Consider the following 24,026-nt stretch of genomic DNA (forward strand, 5'->3'; position numbering starts at 1 on the left):
GCCTATGTAGAGTCCGCACGCAATTTTTCGGGTAGGCAACCGCATTGCCCGCCGCGCGTTGAGAGATAAAGAGGAGAGTTTCCAATGGCTTTCGAACTGCCCGCCCTTCCATATGACTATGAAGCACTTGCGCCTTTCATGTCGCGCGAGACGCTTGAACTCCACCACGACAAGCACCATCAGGCTTATGTCACCAACGGCAACAAGCTGCTTGAAGGTTCCGGCCTCGAAGGCAAGAGCCTGGAAGACATCGTCAAGGAAAGCTACGGCAAGAATCAGGGCCTCTTCAACAATGCCGGCCAGCATTACAACCACATCCATTTCTGGAAGTGGATGAAGAAGGGCGGCGGCGGCAACAAGCTGCCAGGCAAGCTTGAAAAGGCAATCGAATCCGATCTCGGCGGCTTCGCCAAGTTCCGCGAAGATTTCATCGCTGCTGGCGTCGGCCAATTCGGTTCGGGCTGGGCATGGCTCTCGGTCAAGGACGGCAAGCTGGAAATCTCCAAGACGCCGAATGGCGAAAACCCGCTGGTTCATGGCGCAAAGCCAATCCTCGGCGTCGACGTGTGGGAACACTCCTACTATGTCGATTATCGCAACCTGCGTCCGAAATATCTCGAAGCTTTCGTCGACAGCCTGATCAACTGGGATTACGTGCTGGAAATGTACGAACAGGCATAATGCCAAGGCATTGATGTTATGAGAAAAGCCCCGTTTATGCGGGGCTTTTTTTGTTGCATTCGGAATGGCGAGGCTTTTTTCTTATTATTGAGCTGTCCAGTAAAATGCTCAAATTAAACATTACTAATTTTATCATGTTTTTCACGTTATCGTGAATGAATTGTATAAACCTCTGTAATGTGCGCGTTTTACTTTTCTTGATGGTGATATGTTGGGAACGATCGTTGCAATGGCAGAGATTGTATCGGATATTTTGCCAATAGATCGGTTTTGTTCAATGAAATGCGGAGGACTACATGCGCTTGTTTTTTCCTGCACTTGGTTCTGCGGCAGTGCTCGTCGCCAGTATCGGGTTGGCACAGGCCGATGCGATTGCTGATCGTCAGGCGATCATGAAGGATCTGGGCCGTTCGGTTGGCCAGATCGCGCCGGTGGTCAAAGGCGAAAAGCCGTTCGATGCAGCGGCGGTTCTGGCGGCGCTTGAGAAAATCGACGCCGACGCCAAAAAGCTCGATGTCGATACGCTGTTCCCGGCGGGGTCAGATCAGGGCGACACCGAAGCTTCGCCGAAAATCTGGGAAAACAAGGACGATTTCGTCAAGCATGTCGAAAAATTCCGCACCGATGCAGCCGCTGCTCTGGCTGCCAAGCCGCAGGATGTAGATGCGCTGAAAACGGCATTTCAGCAGGTCGCTGCCAATTGCGGTTCCTGCCATCAGGCCTATCGCGTCAAGAAAAACTGATCAGCTTTGCAAGACCGGCAGTTTCGTTTGATACCGAAACTGCCGCAATGGAATGGGTAGGATGGTCCGCAAACTGGCATATGCCGCGGGCGCTGTGCTTGTCATTGGCGCTGCCGCCTTCTGGATTCTGACCACGCCGCAAAAAGTGGATAGCACCGTTCTGGCTTCCATGAAGCCCGGCGATACGGTGCGGGGTGAACAGGTTTTCTGGGCGGGCGGTTGCGCGTCTTGCCATGCGGCGCCGGGCGCTGCAGGCGATGCGCGCAAGGTGCTTGCTGGCGGGTATGAGCTGGTCTCGGATTTCGGCACCTTCGTCGTGCCGAATATTTCGCCGTCCGAACAGGGCATCGGCACCTGGACCATTCAGGATTTCGCCAATGCCATGCTCAAAGGCGTCGGAAAGCAGGGCGAGCATCTCTACCCGTCCTTTCCCTACACATCCTACACCCGAATGGAGCCGCAGGATGTGGCCGACCTCTACGCGTTTATGAAGACATTGCCGCCATCGGATAATGTCGCAGCACCCCACAAGCTTGGATTTCCCTTCAATATTCGCCGCAGCCTCGGCATCTGGAAGCATCTTTACCTGTCGGATGCGCCCGCCGTGGATATTGCCGATGCATCCGACCTCGTGACGCGCGGACAATATCTGACCGAAGCGCTCGGTCATTGCGGCGAGTGCCACACCCCGCGCAATCTGATTGGCGGGCTGCAAACCAGCCAATGGCTGGCGGGCGCGCTATCGGCGGAAACCGGCAGCGACGGTAAGAAGAGCGTGGTTCCGAATATCACCACCGGCGAGGGCGGCATTGGCGACTGGAGCGAAAACGATATCGCCTATGCGCTGCAAAGCGGCTTCACGCCCGACTTCGATTCGCTTGGAGGATCGATGACGGACGTGGTGTCCAATATGGCGCATCTGACCGAGGCCGACCGCGCTGCAATCGCAGCCTATCTGAAAGCCATTCCCCCACACGCGAATGGCTATAAGACGCAATAACAGGTTCAGGCGGTTTTGATTTCTTCCAATTCGAGTTCTTCGATCATGGTTTGCCGCATGACGAATTTCTGGATTTTCCCGGTAACGGTCATGGGGAATTGATCGACAAAGCGGATATGCGCCGGGATTTTATAATGGGCGATCCGCTGCTGGCAGAAGCTGACCAGTTCCGCTTCGTTCAGGCGTCCGTCCTGACTGAGCTTGACCCAGGCACAGATAACCTCGCCAAACCGGCGGTCGGGAATACCGAAAATCTGCACATCGCTGATCGCCGGGTGGGTGAACAGGAATTCTTCGATCTCGCGGGGATAGATGTTCTCGCCGCCGCGAATGATCAGGTCCTTGATGCGCCCGACAATGTTGCAATAGCCCTCCGCATCGATGGTGGCGAGGTCGCCGGTATGCATCCAGCCCGCATCATCGACAGCGCCCGCCGAGCTTTGCGGATCGTTCCAGTAACCGCGCATGACGCTATAGCCTCGCGTCAGCAACTCGCCCTTTTCGCCGCGTGGAACAATCCGGCCATCAGCATCGACAATCTTGACTTCCAGATGCGGATGGATGCGGCCAACGGTTGAAACGCGCCTTTCCAGCGGGTCGTTGGTCGAGCTTTGAAAACTGACGGGGCTCGTTTCGGTCATGCCGTAAGCGATGGTGATTTCGCTCTGGTGCATTTCGCTGATCACCCGGCGCATGATTTCGACCGGGCAGGGCGATCCGGCCATGATGCCGGTGCGCAAGCTCTGAAGATCAAAGGTTGTGAACTCGGGATGATCCAGCATGGCGATGAACATGGTCGGCACACCATGCAGGCCGGTGCATTGTTCATCCTGCACCGTCTGCAATGTCAGAAGCGGATCGAAACTGTCATTCGGGATCACCATGCAGGCGGCATGGGTCATGCAGGCCAGATTGCCGAGCACCATGCCGAAGCAGTGGTAGAATGGTACGGGAATGCACAGCCGGTCCTGTTCGGTGAGGCGCATGGCCTCGCCGACGAAAAAGCCGTTATTGAGAATATTGTGGTGGGAGAGGGTCGCACCCTTGGGACTGCCCGTGGTGCCGCTCGTAAACTGGATATTGATCGGATCGTCGAATTGCAGCTCCTCCGACAGCCGGCGCAGTTCGTCGCGCGCGGCCTCATCGCCTGCGACGGCAACCGCATCGAAATTCATCATGCCAGCGGTCTGTTCTTCGCCAAGCCGGATCACACAGCGCAGGGCAGGCAGCCGTTCCGCCACGAGATGGCCAGGCCGCGCGCTATCGATTTCCGGCACGATGGAGCGCAATATATCCAGATAATTGCTGGTCTTGAGCGATGGCGCGAGGATCAGCGCCGAACATTCGACCTTGGCAAGCACATATTCCAATTCATGCGCCCGATAGGCCGGATTGATATTGACGAGGATCAGGCCCGCTTTCGCCGTGGCAAACTGGGTCAATATCCATTCCAGATTGTTTGGCGACCAGATGCCGACCCGTTCGCCGGGGCGCAGGCCAATGGCGAGGAGCCCTTCTGCAAGGGCGTCAACGCGAGCGTTCAATTCTGCATATGTCAGGCGGATATTCTGGTGACGGACGACCACTGCTGCCCGGTCGGGATATTGCCGGGCGATGCGGTCGAGATGATTGCCAATCGTATCGCCGATCAGAAGCCGGTCACTCGCGCCATGAACATAGCTCGCCTGCTGCATAGTCGATCCTCCCAAATCGATTTCACCTCCCCGATAGTGTTCTTCTCGTTCCCCTTATGCGGCCCCGCGCTTGTCGTCCGAAAATGATATTGCCATTTTATGGTGCTGCCAAAAATTGCAGTTTTTTGGGCGGAGTTTATCGCTTGATGCAGCGGGCAACTGTTGCCGGACCAGCATTGGTATATTTGCTCTGCATGGTATAGAGCCAGCCTTTGCACTCGGACAGGTTGGTGAAGCAGCGCATGCGATCAACTGGAACGATGCCGTCCATGCTGACCATGGGGGAATCGTCCACACCGCTGAACTGACCGAGAATAATGCCGCTGCCCTTTGGCGGCGCGCTGCAGCGCCGTCCCGCATATTCGCTCACATCTTTCCGCACTTGCGCATTCGCGCCCGTGGTGGCGGGCACAAGGGCTGGAAGCGCCAATGCCAAGCTCGCCAGAAAAGTCACGCATCCGGTTTTCATGATGCAATCTCCATGACGACATTCAATCTGCGATAGTATAGGGCGTTGATTGTCAAACGTGTAGCTGCTTTTCATTTGCTCCAGCGAGATAAACCCCCTGGAGCGTGATCGTGTATCAACCTTCGAAGCCTGTAACCTTGCCCACGACTTTCAGCGCGAAAGCCTGCGTATAGGCGACTTCTTCCAGCCGCGAAAAACGGCCCGAAGCGCCCGCATGGCCGGCATCCATATTGATGCGGAACAGCACCGGGTGGTCATCGGTTTTCAACTCGCGCAGCTTGGCAACCCATTTCGCCGGTTCCCAATAGGTGACGCGCGGGTCTGTCAGGCCTGCAACAGCCAGAATGGCCGGATAGGCTTGCGCCGTCACATTGTCATAAGGCGAATAGGCGGCGATGGTGCGATAATCCGCTTCCGAGGCAATCGGGTTACCCCATTCCGGCCATTCCGGCGGGGTGAGTGGCAGCGTATCGTCGAGCATGGTGTTCAGCACGTCGACAAACGGCACTTCCGCGATAATCCCGCCAAAGGCTTCCGGCGCGAGATTGGCGACCGCGCCCATCAACATGCCGCCAGCGGAGCCGCCATGGGCGACGATGCGGTCATGACTGGTGAAACCTTCGCTGACCAAATGCTTGGCGGCGGCGATGAAGTCGGTAAAAGTGTTCGTCTTCTTGTCGCGCTTGCCGTTTTCATACCAGGCAAAGCCCTTGTCCTTGCCGCCGCGAATATGCGCAATGGCGTAGACGAAGCCGCGATCCACCAGCGACAGGCGCGATGTGCTGAAGCTTGCCGGAATGGTGATGCCATAGGAGCCATAGCCGTAGAGCAGGCACGGAGCCGAACCGTCCAGCCTGGTATCCTTGTGATAAAGGATCGAGACCGGCACCAGCTCGCCATCGGCTGCGGGCGCAAGGATGCGGCGCGTCACATAATCGTCGATATCATGGCCGGACGGCACTTCCTGCGTCTTCAGAAGCGTCCGCTCGCGGGTGCGCATATTGTAATCGAAGAGCTGTTCCGGCGTCGTCATCGACGAATAGGAGAAGCGGATGACCTCGGTGTCGTATTCGGCGCTGCCATGCAGGCCGAGCGAATAGGCTTCCTCGTCAAAGGCAATGGCGTGTTCTTCGCCGCTCTTGCGATCCCGGATGACGATGCGCGGCAGGCCGTTGTCGCGTTCGATCCAGACGAGGTGATGCTTGTAGGCAGAGTGGGACAGGATCAGGCGGCCCGGCTTTTCCGCCACCACATCCACCCAGTTTTCCGGCTGCGGCGCGCTGGCTGGCGCTTTGCAGATCTTGAAATCCTTCGCGCCATCGGCATTGGTCAGAATGAAGAATTCATCGCCGCCCGGCGCAATGTCGTATTCCGTGCCGGTTTTGCGCGCCATGATCAGTTGCGGCTTGGCCGCCGGATCATTGGCGGGCAGCAGCCAGCATTCCGATGTTTCGTGGTCGTGAATATCGATGAAGATATAGTCGTCCAGCGCGGAGCCGCCGACGCCGAGGAAGAAGCCAGCGTCCTGTTCTTCAAAGATCAGCCGGTCTTCGGACTGGTCGGTGCCGATGCGGTGATAGAATACTTTCGATGGGCGATGGTTTTCATCAAGCCGTGTATAGAAAAAGCCTTTGCTTTCCGCATCCCACGTGCCGCCACCATTGGTATCGGTGACGATGTCCGAAAGTTCCGCCATGGTCGTGAGATCGCGAACCTTCAGCTTGTAGAATTCCGATCCCTTGTCGTCATAGCCCCAGATCAACAGATTGTGATTGGGGGCATGGTCTGCCGAAGCAAGACGGAAATAGGCCTTGCCTTCGCATTCCTTGTCGCCGTCGAGCAGGATTGTTTCGGCACCGCCGTCGCGCGGCGTGCGGATGAAATAGGGCTGCTCGCCGCCGGTGCGGTATGAAACGCCGTAAGCATAGGGGCCATCCTTCAACGGAACCGACGAATCATCTTCCTTGATGCGGCCGCGCATCTCCGCGAAAAGCTCTTTCTGCAGGGCTTCCGTGTTCTGCATCAGGCTTGCCTGATAGGCGTTCTCGGCATCGAGATGTTTGCGTATTTCCGGGGAAAGAACCGACGGGTCCTTGAAGACGTCCTGCCAGTTTTCCGCACGAAGCCAGGCGTAATCGTCGGTGCGGGTGATGCCGTGGCGGGTGTCGCTATGCGGATGTTTCGGGGCGTGCGGAGGCTGTGGCGGGCGAGCGTTATGAGGCATTCTGAAATCCGATGAACATTGTTTCAAATTGTTGCGGATCGCTTTAACGACCCTTTGGAAAGGCGGATATTGAGGCATATATAGTTTCGGGCACGGTCGAAAGCGAGTTGATTTCAATGAAATATATTTAAGCTATGCCTTTTTCGCGCCCGATTTTAGAGGCAGTGCTGCAATCAGCAAAATGTGTTTGTTTCGCGAGGCCAGATCATAGCTTAAAGCAAAAACGGTTGCTAAACTTGGTCATGCAAATTATGCGAGCCGTGCTGAAAAACTATATGCGGTTGCTTTATCGTCAATAAACGATGCGCGCCATGATTGTGCCAGTGAGATTGCCGGGGTGCTATTTCCATGAAAAGGCTTTGTTTTCGTTCTTTTTATTTGTGGCTTAAAGAATAATAGGCTATTATTAATGTAGTTTCGCACAACAATTCTATTGCAAAAGATCATGATAGTTGTTAAGTGCGGTCATAAAAGAGCTAGGTAGAGTTCTGAGATACGCAATCCCGACTTCAGATGTGTCATCGATGCCGAAAGTTGCGGAAAAACAAAAACATAAGAAGTAAAAAAAGGAAAACCGATGGAAAATCTGGATACGCACGACGAAAGCGCAGAACTGCTTCTGAGCCTGACCGCGGATGTTGTCGCTGCTTATGTTGGCAATAATTCGATTCGTGCGGGCGAGCTGCCGCTGTTGATTGCTGATGTTCATGCCGCTTTCAAGCGTCACGTGGAACGTGAAGAAGCGCCGGTTGTTGTTGAAAAGCCGAAGCCAGCCGTCAATCCGAAGAAGTCGGTTCATGACGACTACATCATCTGCCTCGAAGACGGCAAGAAGTTCAAGTCGCTCAAGCGTCACCTGATGACCCATTACAACATGACCCCGGAACAGTACCGCGAAAAGTGGGATCTCGATCCTAACTACCCGATGGTTGCTCCGAACTATGCTGCCGCTCGTTCGCGTCTGGCAAAGAAGATGGGCCTCGGCCGCAAGCCGAAGGGCGCTTAATCAGCGATCCTGACGGCGCATCGCGAAGACCGTGAAGCGGTTTTCGGATATTAATGTGCCTGAAGCAAAAATATGGAGCGTGCCCTGACCTGCCATGAGCAGGCCCGGGCGCGCTCTTTGTGTTTTAGCACTGTGCTTCTCGTATTTGAGCTTTCGATTTGGACGCGACAAAGATTGTTTTATATCGAGATGGGCTTTTGCTTGTGATTGCTATCAGGCGCGGTCGTTCGAATGCGTCGGCGTTGACTGTAAATCTTTCGCGGGCCGCGTATATGTGCAGCATCATCACGACCGGCTTTGCCTTCCAACCTGTCGAGCGCCTGTTTTAAGGCGATGTGGCGGTTGAGATCATAACTCCAGTGACCACTGGTGCCCTTGAGGCGTTCGCGTTCGATCAGTCGCGTGAGGCGGCGCGCTGCTTGCTGCTTTTCCACTTCCGATGCCTGCACCAGCCGGTCGATATCGATTCCCGCCACGATTTGCAGGGCCACGCGCTGCATGGCGCTCATCCGGTCTTGCTCTCGTTCGGTGAGAAAGATTCTGCGGGCCTGTTCCAGCGCTGTTTTCATAAGCCTTGTCCTCGTTTGTCGATACAAACAGGATCGTCGATTTCTGCATGGTGTGGATAATATTCCTAAAATCTGTGAAATCTGTTTGACGGGCGGAGGGACGGTCGGTTTACTCTCGGTGTCGCCGATCTTGCGGATGGCTGTTGAAAAACGCTCTCTAAAGCAAATAGTAGAGAAAACCAAGGGTATGGGCGGTCAGGTGGCTCAAGCCAAAACGCCAGAAGCGTCATCCTCCAACGCGGTGCCGGACACTCCAAACTTTATCCCGCAAACTTATCCTCCCTTGCAATTTTCTCATTATAAGAAGATATTCCTATTCAGATGAGGGAAGATGAATGTCTTTGGAACTAACGGATGTCATTCATACGCGGGCAGATGCTTTTGATGCTTTGCGGTTGATCGCGGCACGACATGGGAGGCCCCTTCTTCTCGACCCCGTTGAGGGATTGCCAGATCGAAAGCGGCAGGAATACAGCGTGCAATTGTGCGAAACGCTGATCGATCTCCTCGTGGCGTCGTTCGGTGTGGATGGCAAGGAACTGCGTGCGCCAACCCGGTGCAGGCGCAATGTGGCGCGGGTCAGGCAGATCGGCATGTATGTGGCGCATACGTCCTTCGGTCTGGCGATGCGGGAGGTGGCCACCGGCTTTGCGCGGGATCGCACAACGGTGATGCATGCCTGCCATCTCGTGGAAGATATGCGCGATGATGTCGATTTCGACGCCATCGTGACCGCCTTTGAGCGCATCGTGAATTCGGCTTTTTCAACCTGGAGGATGGCGGCATGACCACACAGTTTTCGACGTCCGAAATGCGCGTGATGCGGTTCCTCAAAACAGGTGCTTGCGAAATGCAGGATTCGGTTCGCGATTCGCATATGCTGCTGGTTGGCGAGCAGGGGACGATTGCGGTTGCCCGCGATGAAGTCGCCGCCATGTGCGGCAAAGGTTTGCTGCGGATGGACGGTCAGAAGCTGGCGCTCTCCGGTAATGGGCGTAGGCGCACGCAATCGACCAAAATCGCGCCGCCTGAGCCAGATTATGGCGGCGGGCGGGTGACGGCGCTGATTGAACTGGCATCGGGGGAGAAGGTCGAGGTCAATCTGGCGGAATCGCCGCTGGCCATGCTCTATCGCCGTAAAGGTCCTGACGGCAATGCCTTCATTTCGGAGGATGAGTTCCATGCAGGGGAGCGCTTGCGGGCGGATTTCACGCGGGGTTCGCTGATGCCGTCGATCACGTCGCGCTGGGATATCAGCGTTGGCGGGGGCGGGCGCGGTGGGGCAGGCGGCATGGCGGAACTGACCGACATCGCACTTGCCAGCCGGATGCGGGTGGAGCGGGCACTGGAGGCGGTCGGGCCGGAACTAAACCACGTGCTGGTCGATGTATGTTGTTTCCTGAAAGGGCTGGAGCGGGTGGAGCGCGAGCGTCAATGGCCGGTGCGTTCCGCCAAGGTCATGCTGAAAGCGGGCCTCGCCATGCTGCACCGACACTATAATCCGCCACGCGAAAGCGACCGTCGCCGGGGCGTGGTGCTGCATTGGGGGGCGGATGATTACCGCCCCGCCGCGCGACCCCAGATGCGTTGAGGCCGCACTCGACAGGCTCGGTCAGATAGCCTTGTCTTTCTTCGCGAGAGAGCCAGCGATAATCAGCTTTTGAATATCGCTGGTTCCCTCGTAAATGCGGCAGATGCGGGCATCGCGATAAATGCGTTCGACGGCGAAATCCTTGAGATAACCATAGCCGCCGTGCACCTGGATCGCTTCCGAGGCGACTTTTTCAGCAATCTCGGAGGCAAACAGTTTCGCCATGGCGGCTTCCGTCTTGCAGGGCTGGCCTGCATCGCGCAGCCTTGCGACATAATGCAGATAGCTGCGCGCCACTTCGATTTGCGTGTGCATTTCCGCCAGCCGGAAGCCGACCGCCTGATGTTCGATAATGGCTTTGCCGAATGTCTGCCGTTCCAGCGCATAGGCATGGGCATGGTCGAAGGCGGCCCGCGCAAGCCCGAGCGACTGCGCCGCGATGCCAAGGCGTCCGAGTTCCAGCGTACTCATCGCCAGAGCATAGCCGCCGCCAACTTCACCCAGCACGTGGTCGTCGGCCACGAAGACATCGTCAAGCTGAACCTGACAGGTTTCCGACGCGGCAAGGCCGAGCTTGTCTTCGATGCGCACACAGACATAGCCGGGGGCCGTCGGAGAGACCAGAAACGCCGTGATGCGGCGGCGCGGGTCATCGCTCTCGGTTGCTGCAAATATAATGGCGATATCGGCGGATTTGCCATTCGACATGAACTGTTTTGCGCCGGTGAGGCGAAAGCCGCCATCGACCCGGACCGCCTTGGTACGGATCGCGAAGGCATTGGACCCTGCTTCCGGTTCGGTCAGGCCAAAAGCGCCGTTGAAGCGACCTTCCGCCAGCGGACGCAGATAAAGTTCCTTCTGCCGGTCGCTCCCATGCACGCGCAAGGGAGTCGAAATAAGCCCGTTGTGCAGCGCCATCATCGCGCCGATGCTGCCATCGGCGGCGGCGATTTCCTCCAGCGCCAGAACATAGCTCAGATGGTCGGTTGCAACGCCGCCCCATTCCTCGGCAACCAGCATGCCGAGAAAGCCCAGCTCTCCCAGTTCCTGCATTTCGGTGCGCGGAAAATAATGGTGCTCACGGTCGCGCATGGCTGCGGTTGGGGCCAGTTTTTCACGGGCGAAGCTGCGCGCACTGTCACGGATCATCCGTTGTTCGTCGGTCAGCAGGCAATCATGCGTCATGGTTGGGTTCCTTCAGAAGCTGCTGCGGTTGCAATGTCAGGCCGTGCAACACGCCGTCGCGCACGAGGCTTTCGATATCGTCGGCAGTAAGTTCCAGTTTTTCCTGCAATATGTCGGTGGCATGCGCGCCCAGTGCGGGTGGCGGTGTCGGGGCGGGGCAATCCATGCCGGAAAACTTGGCCGGCTGGCGCAGAACGCGCACCGGGCCGCTGGCGGACGTGACTTCCGGCAGGAGACCACGCGCGCGCACCTGTTCGCTGGCGGTTGCATCGGAGACAGAAAGCACCGGCGAGCAGGGCACGTCATGGGCCTGCAAGGCGTCGATCACCTGTTCGACACCCATTGCCGTGCTCCATGCTTCGATGATGGCCTTCAGTTCGGCGTGGTTTTCGTTGCGCGCTGTCGCTGTCGAAAAGCGCTCGTCGGTCGCAAGCTGGGGTTCGCCCAAAGCTTCGGCCAGACCGGCAAATTGCTTCGAACTCAAAACGGCAATTGTCAGATAGCCGTCCGCTGCCGCAAAGACACCGAATGGCGCGCTCAACGGATGGCGATTCCCGACCCGCTTCGGCGATTTGCTGCCGTAAAGCTGCTGGGTCAGTGCCGCAGGCAGAAGATTGAACAGGCAATCATACATGGCCACATCGACAAACTGGCCCTTGCCGGTTCGTTCGCGAGCGAGAAGTGCGGCTAGCGCCGACCAGGACGCGAAAAGCCCGGCGGTCAGATCGGCAACGGATTCGCCGGTCATCATCGGCGGACCATCCGGTTCGCCGGAAATATCCATGAAGCCGGTTACCGCCTGCACGACGAGATCATATGCAGGCAGATTGCCCATCGGGCTTTGCTGGCCGAAGCCGGAAATCGCCACATGGATGAGGCGCGGATTGTCTTTGGCAAGCTCGGCATGCCCGAGCCCCAGCCGGTCCATCACGCCAGGACGAAAATTCTCTACGATGATATCGGCATTCTTCGCCAGTTGGCGGACAATATCCCGCCCGCGTTCCTTGCGCAGATCAATGGAGATGCTCTTCTTGTTGCGGTTCATCAGCAGGAACAGCCCACCGCCGTCGGCTGTGCCCGGCGTGATGTGGCGGTAATCGTCGCCTTCCGGACTTTCGATCTTGATGACTTCCGCGCCCAGATCGCCAAGTAAGGCGGTGCAGAACGGCCCAGCCAGAACGCGCGTGAAATCCAGAACGCGAATCCCGTCGAGGCACGGCGCCCTTTCGTTGAACATGTTCGTATCCCCTTATTGTTTAATTTAACGGGAGGCTAAACGCAGTTCAGTATCGGAAAAAGAATTGAAATCGAGCGGTCATTATAGGAAAATCCTCTAATGATATCGCTTCGTCAACTCCACTATTTCGTCACTTCCGCCGAGGCTGGCAGCGCAACGGGCGCTGCCGAAAAGCTCAATGTTTCGCAGCCCTCCATATCGGCGGCAATCCGCGATCTGGAACGTGATCTGGGGCAACCGCTTTTCGAGCGGCGGCAGGCTAGGGGGCTGGAGCTGACGCCTTTCGGCAGTCGCAAGCTGCAAGAGGCGCGGCTGCTTCTGGCTGGCGCGGAAGATTTTGCTCTATCGGGCAAGGGTGAGGGTGCGGCACGGTTGACGCTCGGTTATTTCAGCACGCTGGGGCCGGTCTGTGTTCCGGGCATATTGGGCCATTTGAAACAGGCGTTTCCCGATATGCGCGTGAAGCTGCGCGAGTTCGATCTGGAAGGCATGGCGCGGGCGCTGGAAAAAGGCATTGTCGATCTCGGCATTACCTATGATGTCGGTCTGCCGGAGACAGTCACATGGGAAACCATGCTGTCTTACGCACCGCATGCGGTCGTTCCGCCGGACAATCCATTGGCCGCGAAGCAGAGCGTGACGCTGGCGGAACTGGCGCGCTATCCGTTCATTCTTGTCGATCTGCCGCTCAGCCGCGAATTTCTGCTGGTGCCATTTTGGCAGCAGGGTCTGTCGCCGAATATCGTGCTGCGGACCACCTCGGTGGAGATGGTGCGCGGCATGGTGGCGAATGGTCTCGGCGTGTCGCTGCTTTTCACGCGGCCCGGCCACGATTTCAGCCATGATGGACGAAAAGTCGTGTGCCTGCCGATTGAGGATGAAACGCTGCGCCAGCGTCTGGTGCTGGCCTATCCGACCAGTGGTCCAACCACGCAAACGGGGAGGGAAGCGCTGCCCGCAATCCGCGACTGTTTTGCCGCACGGTCATTTCAGGCGGGGCCAGATACCCCCGATTGACAGTGACCGAACACCACCTTATCGCAAGGGAAAAGCCGGTGTGACCGGGCGGGGAAATTGGGGAGAATTTGCATGTCGTCGAATGTCCGGGATCGGCTGGAAACTATTCTGATGCGGCTTGAGGCCCGCCGCGATCATGAGCGTGTTTTCAGCAAGGTTTATGCGGAGCGGGCGCGGGCGGAAGCAGATGCCGCTGATGCACGGCTTGGAGCAGGGCTGGCCCTTGGTCCGCTGGATGGCCGCATTGTCTCGATCAAGGATCTCTTCGATGTCGCGGGCGAACCGACGCTGGCCGGGTCTGTGGTTCGGCGCACAGCCGCGCCTGCGGTCAAGGATGCGACCATCGTGCAGCGTCTTCGTGAGGCGGGCGCGGTGATCGTCGGCAAGACGCATATGACCGAATTTGCTTTCACGCCAGTCGGTCTCAACCCGCATTATGGGGAGCCGGGCAATGCCGTCGATCCGACGCGCATTCCGGGTGGGTCGTCGTCCGGCGCGGCGGTCTCGGCGGCGGAAGGCACCAGCGAAATCGCTATCGGGTCGGATACGGGTGGTTCGGTGCGCATTCCCGCGGCGCTGAACGGCATTGTCGGTTTCAAGCCGACGGCGCGGCGCATTCCGCTGGATGGCGCTTTTCCGCTGGCGCCTTCGCTTGATTCCATTGGGCCGCTCACCAGCACAGTTGCGGATGCCATTTTGACCGATGCCGTGATGGCGGGCGAAACACCGATTCTGCCGGATGCGGTGCCGCTTTCCAGCCTGCGGATCGCCGTGCCGAGGGGCTATTTGCTGGACGCCATGGAGCCGGATGTGGCTGCGCATTTTGAGGCGTCGCTGGCAGCGCTTGAAAAGGCAGGCGTAAAGCTTGTCGATATCATGCTGGACGATTTGATCCAGCGCTGGCGTGAGGCAAGCACGTCCGGATCGATCGTCGGCATTGAGGCAAGCCGCGTCCATGCCGGCACATGGCTGCGCGACCCCGACGCCAATGTCGATCTGCGCGTGAAGCGTCCGCTATCGGTGCGTCTGCACGTGCCGGACGAGACTTATCAAGCCATGGTGGCAACCCGAAATCAGCTGATCCGCGAGATGGATGAGCGGTTGAATGGCTTCGATGCATTCGCCACGCCCGCCACACCGATTGTCGCGCCGACGATTGCTTCGGTCAGTCACGACGAGGACGAATATGATCGTGTGGAAGGGCTGACGCTACGTGATACGCAGGTCGGCAATCAGTTCGATCTGTGCAGCATCACGCTGCCTATGCCGGACATGAAGCTGCCGACAGGCCTGATGCTGACCGCGCGCGGCGACACCGATAAAAACCTGCTTGCAGCCGCTCTGTCGGTGGAAAAGGTACTAGGCTGAAAGCTTTGCCGCTTCCGCTTCACGACGGATGCGGGCGACCATGGCGCGCAGACCGTTTGAGCGCTGCGGAGTGAGATGCTCATCAAGGCCAAGCGTTTTCAGCACACTTTCCGGCTCGATGGCGAGAATTTCCGAGGCGCGTTTGCCGGAATAGAGCGCCAGAACGATGGCGACGAGACCGCGCACGATATGCGCATCGGAATCGCCCAGAAACTCGATCACGGGATCTGCGCCGCTATGCGGCATGGTCTTGAGCCAGACCTGACTGACGCAGCCCTGAACCTTATGTTCTGCATCGCGCGCGTCATCTGGATAGGGCGACAGTTCCTTGCCGAGATCGATGACATAGCGATAGCGATCTTCCCAGTCGTCGAGAAATTCGAAGTCGGACATGATGCTATCGATTGTGGTCGTCATGATACTCGCCTGAAATGCCGTCTTTGCGGTGTTGTGCCGCTTATATAGTCATGAATGGCGGCAAGGTCACGGGAAAGATCACTGTTTTGCAGGGATCGCGCCCGTGGTCCGACGATCCAGTGCCCGCAAGGCTGCCGCACGAGAGGTCGGGATCGGGATATTGCTCAAACCGCTTGTTTGAGGAGCTGCTTGCTCGGACAGGATTTCGGAGACTGTCGTTTCGGGTTTTTCCGCGACGGCTACGGGTTGCGGGTCAGCAGGCGTTTCGCTTTTGTTGCCGAAACGCTGGCTCAGATAATCGAGCATCTGGCCGCTGCCCTTGAGCAAACCGCTGCCCGCACTTGAAATCATCGACGTGCCATTCTCGCAGAAACTCGGATTGTTCATGCAGAGTTTGCCGATCTCAATCGCCGTTTTGCCATTGGCCAAAAGCTGATCCACGGTACTCGGCTCGCCACGCGTCTCAGCGATGGCAGCGGGCTTTTCGGCACTTTTGTTTTCCTGTTCCGCTGGGAAAAAGCGCGGCATTACGATGAATGCCAGCGACAGCCAGATAGCGGATTTGATGAGGAAACGGATCATGGCCTTGTTGCTGTTGCTCGCCTTCAGCTAATCGAACGATGTCGCCAATGTCCGATGAAATCGAAAAGATTCCGTAACCGCGCGATTCGCAATTCTGTGATGTGCGCAGTGGTAGGCGGAAGATTGTGCAATCTTCGCGCTTTCGTACAAGCAATCGCTACCCTCTGTTTACCATAGGTCGAAAAGCACGGCTCCCGCGATGCTTATCTGCATTCATGGGCCTCGTTTTATCGTTTCCTTAAAGCCTCACCTGCAATCTGAAGATCGCCGGGAATGTTCTTTTCCGAATGTTTCGGGCGGATGAGTATGTGTATGAGTTTGAGTGAGTAGCGCACGTTGAACGCCATTCTTTTGAAAGCAGCTAAGACCGTTCGCACTGGTGTGCAGACGCTCGGCCGTTTTTACGAACGTTTTTGCCGCCGCTGGGTGAACACGCCCGACGCGACGGCTATGCGTGTTGTCGGTTCGGTCGTTGTTGTGCCGCTGCTGCTTGTTGCTGCCGTTCTGGCTTCCGGTCTCGCATCCGGGCCGACTGAATTTGCCATTCTCGCCGCCAGCTTCGCCGGTATGGCGATGATTTTCTGCGCTCTCTCACTGATGGGATTGAGCGCCGCTCTCCTCGGAACATTGAATTTTGTCGCCTATGGCGCGGGACTTGCCGCCATTGGCATGGTCTCCAGTAGCGATGCCGCTCTGTGGCTGATGGCGGCTGCCTTGCCGCTGGAAATCTGGCTTGTCAGCCGCAAGCCTGCTGCCGCAATTGCTGGCGCTGTTGCAGCACTTGCCATTGTCGGCGCTTTTGCGATGACAAACGGCGGCGTGATTGCCGGTGGTTCGCTGGCCTCCGTCACAGTGCTGGTTCTTTATGCGGCAAGCCTTGTCGCGCGCAGCGTGGGTCTGGCCGTCAAGCCACAGAACAATGAAACCGCCATGCCGCAGGTTGCTATTGCCGAGGGCGACGTGCAGTTCGTACTGGATGCAGAAGGCGTCATCGCATCGGTCGGCGACAAGACCGCAAAGCTTCTCGGCATGCAGCCAAAAATGCTGGAAACGACCGCTCTGGTCGACCGCGTCCATGTTGCCGACCGCGTGCAATATCTCTCGCTTCTGGCCGATCTGCGTTCGGGGATTGCATCGAAACGTGTCGATATCCGTCTGCGCTCCATCGAAGCTGGAAGCCCGGTTTTCCGTGCCTATCGTCTGGAAGGGCTGACTGCCGCTGGCGTAATCACGCTGGTCGGTCGGTCGCTGGAAGGCGAACAAAAGCTTCTGGATGAAATCGCAACCTTGAAGGCGGAGCTGGAATCGGAGCGCGTCGGCAAGGGCCGTCTGCTCGCCTCGGTCAGCCACGAACTGCGCACGCCGCTCAATTCCATCATCGGTTTCTCCGACATGCTGTCGCATGGGGTGGGTGGTCAGCTGGCCAATGAAAAGCAGCGCGAATATGCCGGTCTGATACACCAGTCGGGGCATTATCTGCTGGAACTGGTGAATGCGGTTCTCGACAATTCGCGGCTGGAAACCGGCACTTACGGGATTGCGCCGCAGAACTTTGCCTTCCGCGACGTGGCCGAAATGTGCACCTCGGTCATGCTGCCGCAGGCGGAAAAGAAGGGCGTTGCCTTCTGCCATCGCGTCGGCAACGGCGTTGGCGAACTGATGGCCGACCGTCGCGCGGTGCAGCAGATCCTGCTCAATCTGGCGGCCAATGCCGTGAAGTTCACCGAGACCGGCGGTTGCGTCACCATTGACGCCGCCCGTGTGGTGGCTGACGGTCGCGCCATGCTGGAAATCAGCGTTTCGGACACCGGCATCGGTATCGAGCCGGAAGATTTGCAGCGCATCGGCATGCCTTTTGTGCGCGCCGACAACAGCTATACGCGCGCTCAGGAAGGAAGTGGCCTTGGACTATCCGTGGTCAAGGGCCTCGTGGAATTGCATCAGGGATCGATGAACCTCAAGAGCTGTCCCGGCGAAGGCACGGTTGTGACCGTCCGTCTTCCGGTGACAGGTCCGCAATATCTCGCGGGAGATGACGAACAACAGGAACTTGGCACGGTGATCGATATGCACCGTCACCAGGGAGAAAGGCGCAATGACTGGCAGAACGACGAAGACCGGGAGCAGAACCCAGAGCGGATCGCAGAACCGCTCCACACGCAGACCCGCAAAACAGCGTAGTCTGGGGACACGGCTCCTCCAATTCTTCTTCAACTCGGCCTCGGCACTGGCGATCGTTGCCGGTGACTTTGTCGTGCGCAATCCGGTTCTGACCGGCGGAGCGACGGCCTTTCTCGTGGTAATGAGTTTCGTGTCGGCCAATGCGCTCTGGTATCAGCCGGAGGCGCATAATGCCGTGTTCTTCCGTACGAGACCTGATTTCGTTTTCAAGCCGACGCCACGCGCCGTTCTGCCCGGCACCGCCGCCGCCAGTCAGCAGGAAACAAAGCCAGTAGAAACGGCAACGGCTGACCCGCAGGCAACGGGCAAGACGACCACGCAGGGCGTGAGCGATGCCGACCTTTCGGCAGATCGCATGCCGGTCACGGCCACCGACGATATGCTGCCTGCGCTCGCGCCGAATGCCGATCTGGAGATTGCCCGTCTGCAACAGCGTCTTTCCATGCTTGGCGTCTATAAAGGCCCGGTGGATGGCTTTACCGGCCCGCAGACCCGCGAGGCTGTGGATCGCTGGCGCGCCTTGCAGCAGAAGCTGGGCGTGCAGCAGGCCAGCGTTCCGGCGCAGGTCGAGAGCCCGGCGCCTGCGCAACAGGATGAGGTCGCCAAGGCCATCGAAGTCGTGGCTGTACCGACGCCGCGTCCGCAATTAACCGCACAACCGGCTGTGTTGAAAAGCGAGACGCCGGCCAAGCCGAAGCCTGATCTTGCCGCCTATCAAAAGCCAGTTCAGAAGAGCGAACCGGCTGGCGCACCGGCAGGTCCGGCGGAGAAAATTTCCTCGCAGGATATCATCCGCGTGCAGGCCGGGCTGAAGGCTTTCGGCAATGATATGGTGCCGGTCAATGGCCAGCCGGGCAAAGCGACGGAATCAGCCATTCGCGAGTTCCAGAAGCTGTTCGGCATGCGCCAGACAGGCGAAATCGATTCCACGCTCATCGCCAAGATGCGTGAAATCGGGCTCATCAGCTAGAAGCATTTCCAGCAAAAGTGCGAATCGGTTTTGCGTCGGATAATGCGAAAGAAAAAAGTAGTTACGCGGCCATGCGACTGACATCGGATTTCTGGGTTTCCGCATTGATCCGCCGGGTGCAGGGTGAGGGTGGCTTTGCCTATCTCGCCCGGCGCGGTTCGACGGAAGCAGGCGCGATCTTCATCAAGGTCAGTTCGCGTTTCGGCACATGCGATCTTTATTCGCCCGCGCCGCAGACGTCCTATGAAGAAGATAATGACGGCGAGCGCAAGTTTCTGCGCATTCTCCACGATGCCGACGACATAGCGGCAGGCGACAGGATGCAGCGGGAAATCCGTTTTGATCCGGACCTGTGGCTGGTCGAACTGGAAGATGTGACCGACGCGTCTCTGTTCTTCACTATCGCGCAGGACGGCGAGACGTTCTGAACTTTACTTGGCGAACCTGCTATCCGCAGCCGGTCCATCGCTGTTGGCGGCCTCGGCCAGCGGTTCATCATCATGAGCCATTTCACGCAATTTACTGCGCAGCATGGCCGACATATCCTCGGCTTTCCAGCGGCGCACCAGCGCCATGGCTTTTTCCCGATCGATGGAACGGTAGATTTGCACGAATTCGCGCAGCCCGTCGCGATCGGTGTCGATGGTTCCCAGAACAGCGGTCATCACCAGAAAGCATTCGGCGGCGGGGAGGCCAAGCGCCTTCAAAGCAATCGGCAGATGCGACTCCGGCCATCTGCCGATGACGGCGTCAGCACGCTCGAACGACAGGTCGAGCGCATCGGCAAGCGCGTTGCGGAAAAACTGGCTGTCGATCAAAAGCGCCGTTTCGATCAGGCGGTCAGAGCCGATCAAGGTTCCCGCATTGAAGAAGGGCTGTTGCAGCGTGCGCGCGAGACGTTCCGAGCTGCCGCCGCTCATCAGCGGCGCTTTCGCTGCCGACAGATCGGGTATTTGCGGCTTTTCAAGCGGCTCGGCTTCGATATTCGCGAGATTGTCCTGCAGCGTCAGCGTGCGGTCGATCACCGGATCGGCGAAGCTGCGCAACACGCCTTGCAGCAGAATATCGCCGGACTGACGGCGGGCAATGGCGCGGGCATGGGCAAGCCCGTTCTGGCCGATGAGATCGATCAGGTCGCCCGGACGCAATAGCGGCGAACGCAGGAGAATGGGGGCCGAGATTTCCACCGGCTCGGCGGCAAGCGCGAGAATGATGCGGCGCGGGGCTTCTTCCAACTGGGCAAGGGCATTGGCTGCGTGACGCTTGCCGCGCGTGGTCGCGCACTGCAAAAGCGGCGTGACCAGATCTTCCAGCTGTTGCATGTCCTGACGACCGGGGCGCGTGATACCGGCGAAAGCAGAAATAGCGGCCGCCAGAAGGTCGTCCGCTTTGCTCCCCGCTTTTGAATTCGACGGGCTCCGGTTGCCTGAAATTTCCTCCAGGGCGCGGAACTGATCATTTGTCACGCAGAATACTCCGGTAGGCATACACTCGCTGCCATCAAAGGTCCCCGCAATGGTCAGCACACCGGATAATAGGCATGAAGCCTTAGCAACTCATTAACCGTGCCGCAGAAGATCTGGATGCCTTTAGCTGCCCTCGAAGGGCGCGCACTGGGCGTCATCGAAGAAGCGTTGCACCTCTTTCTTCCAGGTCGCGTCGGGCATGAAAACACGCAACACGGCGGCGCCTTCGCCAATGTTCTGCTCGACGCCTAGCGATTGGGCATCAATCTGCGACCCGTCCGCCTTGAGGCTCGCCATGCCGACGGGATCTGCGATGATGAGATCGAGCTTGCGCTCGTTGGAGACGTTATCGTTGATGCTGTAGAGATTGTCGCCATTCGGCGCATAGACGGACAAGGACCAGTAGGGGACAATGCCCGCCGTGGTCATATGAACCGGCCCGTCAGCCAGATCGAAACGGCAGGTCGCTTCCTTGACCAGCGGGTCGCTGTCGCCGACCGGGCCTTTGTTCTCGTCGAGAGCGAAGAAACGATAGGGGGTGGTGGCGCTTTCGATGCGCGCCCAGGCATTCGTGTCGGAATAGACCGGGACCAGCAACAGCACACAGATATGGACGATGGCTGCGCCGACGAGGCCGAGCAGGATGAGACGGATGATCCTACCCATGGCAGTCGTCCCCCGTGCGCACGAGTACAGGCATGACGAGATCGGACAGACCCGACGAGCTTGCGGCGGGCGTGTCGTAAAGCGTCATGACGAGAACAAGGCCTCCACGGCCTTCCACCGGCAGCCAGTTGCCGGGGCGGGCCTCGGGCCCAATGGTGATGGAAACACTGCCATCGCTTTCATAGAGGACTTCTCTTGAATGAAGCGCTGCTTGCAGGCCGTCACGCGGCTTGATCGGACTGAGGTTGGGCGTTGCCGGATAGATCGTCCAGAAACGGGCTGGCGGCGTGGCTCCGGTCAGGCGATAGGTGCAGCCGCGCTGCAAGTCGCGTCCGCTGCTGTCGCGGCGCGCAAAAAAGGGCAGACCCTCTGCGGTGCCGAGCGCCAGATAGGCCTTACGGGCAGCGCGGGCGCGCGAGTAGGGATCAGCATTCGCCGTCCCATCATCGGGAAATGCCGTCCAGGCACCAACCTGCAATTCTCCAAAACCGTTGAAACGGTCGAGGATGAAATGGACGCTGAATATGCCCCCGCCGAGCGCAAGCGCCAGTACAAAAGCAGCTTTGAGAATAGTTTTAAGCATATATCCTCAAAGCACCGAAATCTTGGTCCGCTCGGCAATTTTCGGCAGAGGCGGTGCGGCCATGAAACGGTCGTGCAATTCCTTGAGAACCTTGGTTGCCATCGGAGAAAGCACCCGTGGCGGCGCTGCCATGGTTTCTTCCGGCTTGGCGTTGGCCACCTGCGGTGCAGGGTTTTTCTGCGGGGCGGGGAAAGGCGGCGTGACGCCGGGTATCGGCTTCAGTTCGACGTTTTGATGCGCATAGGACATCATGCGCTGCCATGCCATGGCAGGCAGAATGCCGCCGGTCAAATCCTTCATCGGCGTGAAATTGTCATTGCCGAACCAGACAGCCGCTGTGAAATTGCCGGTGAAGCCGACAAACCAGGCATCGCGATAGTTCTGCGTCGTGCCGGTCTTGCCGCCCACGCGGGTCATGGGCAGTGCGGCGCGACGGCCCGTCCCGCGCTCGGGCACCTGAACCAGCATCGAGTTCATCTCGAAAGCGGCCTTTTCAGACAGGGCGCGGTGCGGCTTGGGCGCATCGCGGGTGAAATCCCACAATACACGACCGTCCGAAGAAACGATCTGCGTGAAGGCGTGACGATTGCCCGCCATGCCGCCATTCGGAAACACATTGAAGCCGGTGGCCTGATCCATCACCGTCATTTCGGATGTGCCAAGCACCATCGTCTTGTGCGAGGAGATCGGCGATTCCACCCCCATTGCCTTGGTCAAGGCGACAATCGGTGCCGTGGTCAGGTAATCCTTCGCGAGGCGCACCGGCACGCTGTTCAGCGAGCGCACGAGTGCCGTCGTCAGGTCGACCCGACCCGCGAAGCTGCGGCCATAATTGCGCGGCGACCAGTTGCCCCAGCTGACGGGCGCATCGGAGACGATGGTTTTGGGCGTCAGGCCCTTTTCCATCGCTGCCGCATAGACATAAGGCTTGAAGGACGAGCCCGCCTGACGCAGCGCCCTGGTCGCGCGGTTGAACTGGCTTTCGCCATAGTCGCGCCCGCCGACAAGCGCCCGCACCGAGCCGTCATTGGCGAGAACGACGGTTGCAGCCTCCGCAACATTATAGTCCTTGCCATATTGGCGCAGGTGATATTCGAGCGATTCCTCCGCTGCCCGCTGGATATTGCTGTCCAGCGTGGTGCGTACGATCAGCGTGTGCTGCGGCATCTGGCCTGCCACGCGCTTGACCTCATCGAAGGCCCAGTCGAGGAAATAGTCCGGGCTTTCGTTCTTGGCGCGGTCGATGACGCTTGCCGGATGACGGCGGGCGACGGCGACCTGACCTTCGCTCAGGAAACCGCTTTCCACCATATTGGATAAGACAACATTGGCGCGTGCACGCGCGGCAGGCAGATTGACATGCGGCGCGAATTTGGCCGGTGCCTTGAACAGACCCGCCAGCATGGCCGCTTCCGCAAGCGAGACGTCCTTGATGTTCTTGCCGAAATAGAATTCGGACGCGGCTGCAATACCGAATGTGCCGCCGCCCATATAGGCGCGGTCGAGATAGAGCTGAAGGATTTCCTTCTTGCTCAGATTGCTTTCCAGCCAGAGCGCCAGAAAGGCTTCCTTGATCTTGCGTTCCAGCGTTCGTTCGTTGGAGAGAAACAGGTTCTTGGCAAGCTGCTGGGTAATAGTCGAACCGCCCTGCACAACGCCATTAGCGCGCATATTCTGGCTGAGCGCACGGCTGAGGCCCCAGAAATCGATGCCATAATGGTCGAAGAAGCGCCGGTCTTCGGTGCCCAGCACCGCCTTGATGACATGATCCGGCAATTCGTCGATGGGCACGGCCTGACGGTGCAGAATGCCGCGCTGGCCGATTTCATTGCCGTAACGATCAAGGAAAGTGACGGCATAATCGTCCTGCGCGCGCCAGTCTTTCTTGGTTTCCTCAAAAGCGGGCAGCGCCAGCATCAAAAGCACGACAGAACCCGCGACGCCGAGCGTAAAACCCTCATCGAGAACCTCGACGACAAAGCGCCGGAAACCGCGCACACGAAAGCGGCGCGAAAAGATGGTGGTGTTTTCCCACCATTCGCCGAGACGGAAATGCAGATTGTACAGGCCTGAATCAATCCAGGCGTCGAGTCCAATCAGGCGCGAAACCCGGAAGGGTTTCCGCTGCTTTTTTCCGGAATCTTTGTCTGCCGTATGACGCATAAACTCTGACTTCGGCACTAGAGAATTGGGAAACGCACTGAACTTGCTCTTTTATTATAGCAAACTAATAGGCCAGGAGCCTAGTGGGTGGAAGTTGACGATTGGTTGCCAAAGGTTGGACGTGCAAATTTTTAATGGCAATCGTGAAAAACCATTAGAAACATAATGTTGCCCGCTATTTTATAATTCGGCGCTTTGAGCTGAGGGTGAAGCG

General features: G+C 58.1%; 23 protein-coding genes and 1 pseudogene. 12 read left to right on the plus strand and 12 right to left on the minus strand.

Annotated features, from left to right (window positions below):
• Nucleotides 1-84 precede the first annotated feature (84 nt).
• The 3 genes from HWD97_RS17045 (at nt 85) to HWD97_RS17055 (ending at nt 2,424) form a co-directional block, all read left to right on the plus strand.
• Nucleotides 85-681 carry a superoxide dismutase gene (locus tag HWD97_RS17045; RefSeq protein WP_121535459.1) on the plus strand — a complete coding sequence of 199 codons (597 nt, stop codon included), beginning with the start codon at nt 85-87 and terminating at the stop codon, nt 679-681.
• A 296-nt stretch (nt 682-977) separates the two neighbouring features.
• Complete coding sequence (locus HWD97_RS17050) at nt 978-1,424, plus strand: cytochrome c (protein WP_109368580.1); 447 nt, start codon at nt 978-980, stop codon at nt 1,422-1,424.
• A gap of 61 nt (nt 1,425-1,485) precedes the next feature.
• On the plus strand, nt 1,486-2,424 hold the full coding sequence (locus HWD97_RS17055; protein WP_339439881.1) for a cytochrome c: 939 nt from the start codon (nt 1,486-1,488) through the stop codon (nt 2,422-2,424).
• A gap of 5 nt (nt 2,425-2,429) precedes the next feature.
• Here HWD97_RS17055 and HWD97_RS17060 read toward each other — a convergent pair whose 3' ends face one another.
• The 3 genes from HWD97_RS17060 to HWD97_RS17070 all read right to left on the minus strand — a co-directional run bounded on the left by HWD97_RS17060 (nt 2,430) and on the right by HWD97_RS17070 (nt 6,811).
• Nucleotides 2,430-4,118 (minus strand): AMP-binding protein, encoded by a 1,689-nt coding sequence (locus HWD97_RS17060; RefSeq protein WP_371835289.1) that lies wholly within the window; start codon nt 4,116-4,118, stop codon nt 2,430-2,432.
• A 136-nt stretch (nt 4,119-4,254) separates the two neighbouring features.
• Complete coding sequence (locus HWD97_RS17065; protein WP_109368583.1) at nt 4,255-4,587, minus strand: metallophosphoesterase; 333 nt, start codon at nt 4,585-4,587, stop codon at nt 4,255-4,257.
• Nucleotides 4,588-4,702: 115 nt separating this feature from the next.
• The gene (locus tag HWD97_RS17070) at nt 4,703-6,811 is read right to left on the minus strand and encodes a S9 family peptidase (RefSeq protein WP_371835290.1); all 2,109 of its coding nucleotides are present in this window, start codon (nt 6,809-6,811) and stop codon (nt 4,703-4,705) included.
• A 577-nt stretch (nt 6,812-7,388) separates the two neighbouring features.
• On the opposite strand from HWD97_RS17070, the gene HWD97_RS17075 reads away from it, so the two are divergent.
• Complete coding sequence (locus HWD97_RS17075) at nt 7,389-7,817, plus strand: MucR family transcriptional regulator (RefSeq protein ID WP_109368585.1); 429 nt, start codon at nt 7,389-7,391, stop codon at nt 7,815-7,817.
• A 287-nt stretch (nt 7,818-8,104) separates the two neighbouring features.
• Here the strand turns inward: HWD97_RS17075 and HWD97_RS17080 are convergent.
• A pseudogene (locus HWD97_RS17080) lies at nt 8,105-8,386 on the minus strand (cytoplasmic protein); the annotation flags it as partial.
• Between the two features lie 136 nt (nt 8,387-8,522).
• On the opposite strand from HWD97_RS17080, the gene HWD97_RS17085 reads away from it, so the two are divergent.
• Genes HWD97_RS17085 through HWD97_RS17095 form a run of 3 tightly spaced genes read left to right on the plus strand, consistent with a single transcriptional unit; the run spans nt 8,523 to nt 9,977 of the window.
• Nucleotides 8,523-8,711: a hypothetical protein gene (locus tag HWD97_RS17085; RefSeq protein ID WP_371835291.1), complete on the plus strand. Its 189-nt coding sequence runs from the start codon at nt 8,523-8,525 to the stop codon at nt 8,709-8,711.
• Between the two features lie 16 nt (nt 8,712-8,727).
• Complete coding sequence (locus HWD97_RS17090; protein ID WP_121536280.1) at nt 8,728-9,174, plus strand: helix-turn-helix domain-containing protein; 447 nt, start codon at nt 8,728-8,730, stop codon at nt 9,172-9,174.
• Nucleotides 9,171-9,977, plus strand: a complete 807-nt coding sequence (locus tag HWD97_RS17095) for a DUF6456 domain-containing protein (RefSeq protein WP_371835292.1) — start codon at nt 9,171-9,173, stop codon at nt 9,975-9,977. The genes HWD97_RS17090 and HWD97_RS17095 overlap by 4 nt, the downstream gene beginning before the upstream one ends.
• 21 nt (nt 9,978-9,998) lie before the next feature.
• On the opposite strand, the gene HWD97_RS17100 is transcribed toward HWD97_RS17095, so the two are convergent.
• Entirely contained in the window at nt 9,999-11,162 is a 1,164-nt protein-coding gene (locus tag HWD97_RS17100) for an acyl-CoA dehydrogenase family protein (protein WP_371835293.1), read from the minus strand.
• On the minus strand, nt 11,152-12,399 hold the full coding sequence (locus tag HWD97_RS17105) for a CaiB/BaiF CoA transferase family protein (RefSeq protein ID WP_371835294.1): 1,248 nt from the start codon (nt 12,397-12,399) through the stop codon (nt 11,152-11,154). Before HWD97_RS17105 ends, HWD97_RS17100 begins: the two co-directional genes overlap by 11 nt.
• 99 nt (nt 12,400-12,498) lie before the next feature.
• Here HWD97_RS17105 and HWD97_RS17110 point away from each other — a divergent pair, with 99 nt between their 5' ends.
• Together HWD97_RS17110 and HWD97_RS17115 are read left to right on the plus strand one after the other, a co-directional pair.
• Nucleotides 12,499-13,416: a LysR family transcriptional regulator gene (locus HWD97_RS17110; protein ID WP_121535483.1), complete on the plus strand. Its 918-nt coding sequence runs from the start codon at nt 12,499-12,501 to the stop codon at nt 13,414-13,416.
• Nucleotides 13,417-13,488: 72 nt separating this feature from the next.
• Nucleotides 13,489-14,784, plus strand: a complete 1,296-nt coding sequence (locus tag HWD97_RS17115) for an amidase (protein ID WP_371835295.1) — start codon at nt 13,489-13,491, stop codon at nt 14,782-14,784.
• Here HWD97_RS17115 and HWD97_RS17120 read toward each other — a convergent pair.
• Both HWD97_RS17120 and HWD97_RS17125 read right to left on the minus strand, forming a co-directional pair.
• Nucleotides 14,776-15,201, minus strand: a complete 426-nt coding sequence (locus HWD97_RS17120; RefSeq protein WP_078340179.1) for a SufE family protein — start codon at nt 15,199-15,201, stop codon at nt 14,776-14,778. The two genes, HWD97_RS17115 and HWD97_RS17120, sit on opposite strands and share 9 nt — an antisense overlap.
• Nucleotides 15,202-15,279: 78 nt before the next feature.
• Entirely contained in the window at nt 15,280-15,783 is a 504-nt protein-coding gene (locus HWD97_RS17125; protein WP_371835296.1) for a hypothetical protein, read from the minus strand.
• Between the two features lie 336 nt (nt 15,784-16,119).
• Here HWD97_RS17125 and HWD97_RS17130 point away from each other — a divergent pair, with 336 nt between their 5' ends.
• The 3 genes from HWD97_RS17130 (at nt 16,120) to HWD97_RS17140 (ending at nt 19,362) form a co-directional block, all read left to right on the plus strand.
• Nucleotides 16,120-17,964, plus strand: coding sequence for a HAMP domain-containing sensor histidine kinase (locus HWD97_RS17130; RefSeq protein ID WP_121535492.1), 1,845 nt, complete (start codon nt 16,120-16,122; stop codon nt 17,962-17,964).
• A complete protein-coding gene (locus HWD97_RS17135) occupies nt 17,879-18,934 on the plus strand; it encodes a peptidoglycan-binding protein (protein WP_371835297.1) in 1,056 nt (351 codons plus the stop codon). Before HWD97_RS17130 ends, HWD97_RS17135 begins: the two co-directional genes overlap by 86 nt.
• 71 nt (nt 18,935-19,005) lie before the next feature.
• Nucleotides 19,006-19,362 carry a DUF1491 family protein gene (locus HWD97_RS17140; RefSeq protein ID WP_121535498.1) on the plus strand — a complete coding sequence of 119 codons (357 nt, stop codon included), beginning with the start codon at nt 19,006-19,008 and terminating at the stop codon, nt 19,360-19,362.
• Nucleotides 19,363-19,365: 3 nt separating this feature from the next.
• Here HWD97_RS17140 and HWD97_RS17145 read toward each other — a convergent pair whose 3' ends face one another.
• The 4 genes from HWD97_RS17145 to HWD97_RS17160 form a co-directional block, all read right to left on the minus strand.
• Nucleotides 19,366-20,400, minus strand: coding sequence for a DUF2336 domain-containing protein (locus tag HWD97_RS17145; RefSeq protein WP_121535501.1), 1,035 nt, complete (start codon nt 20,398-20,400; stop codon nt 19,366-19,368).
• Between the two features lie 123 nt (nt 20,401-20,523).
• A complete protein-coding gene (locus HWD97_RS17150; protein ID WP_371835298.1) occupies nt 20,524-21,066 on the minus strand; it encodes a hypothetical protein in 543 nt (180 codons plus the stop codon).
• Entirely contained in the window at nt 21,059-21,649 is a 591-nt protein-coding gene (locus HWD97_RS17155; RefSeq protein ID WP_371835299.1) for a DUF1214 domain-containing protein, read from the minus strand. The genes HWD97_RS17150 and HWD97_RS17155 overlap by 8 nt, the downstream gene beginning before the upstream one ends.
• A gap of 6 nt (nt 21,650-21,655) precedes the next feature.
• Entirely contained in the window at nt 21,656-23,812 is a 2,157-nt protein-coding gene (locus HWD97_RS17160) for a transglycosylase domain-containing protein (RefSeq protein WP_371835300.1), read from the minus strand.
• Between the last annotated feature and the right edge of the window lie 214 nt (nt 23,813-24,026).

The sequence above is a fragment of the Ochrobactrum sp. C6C9 genome (genome assembly GCF_022627935.1).
GTDB classification, from domain to species: Bacteria; Pseudomonadota; Alphaproteobacteria; order Rhizobiales; family Rhizobiaceae; genus Brucella; species Brucella teleogrylli.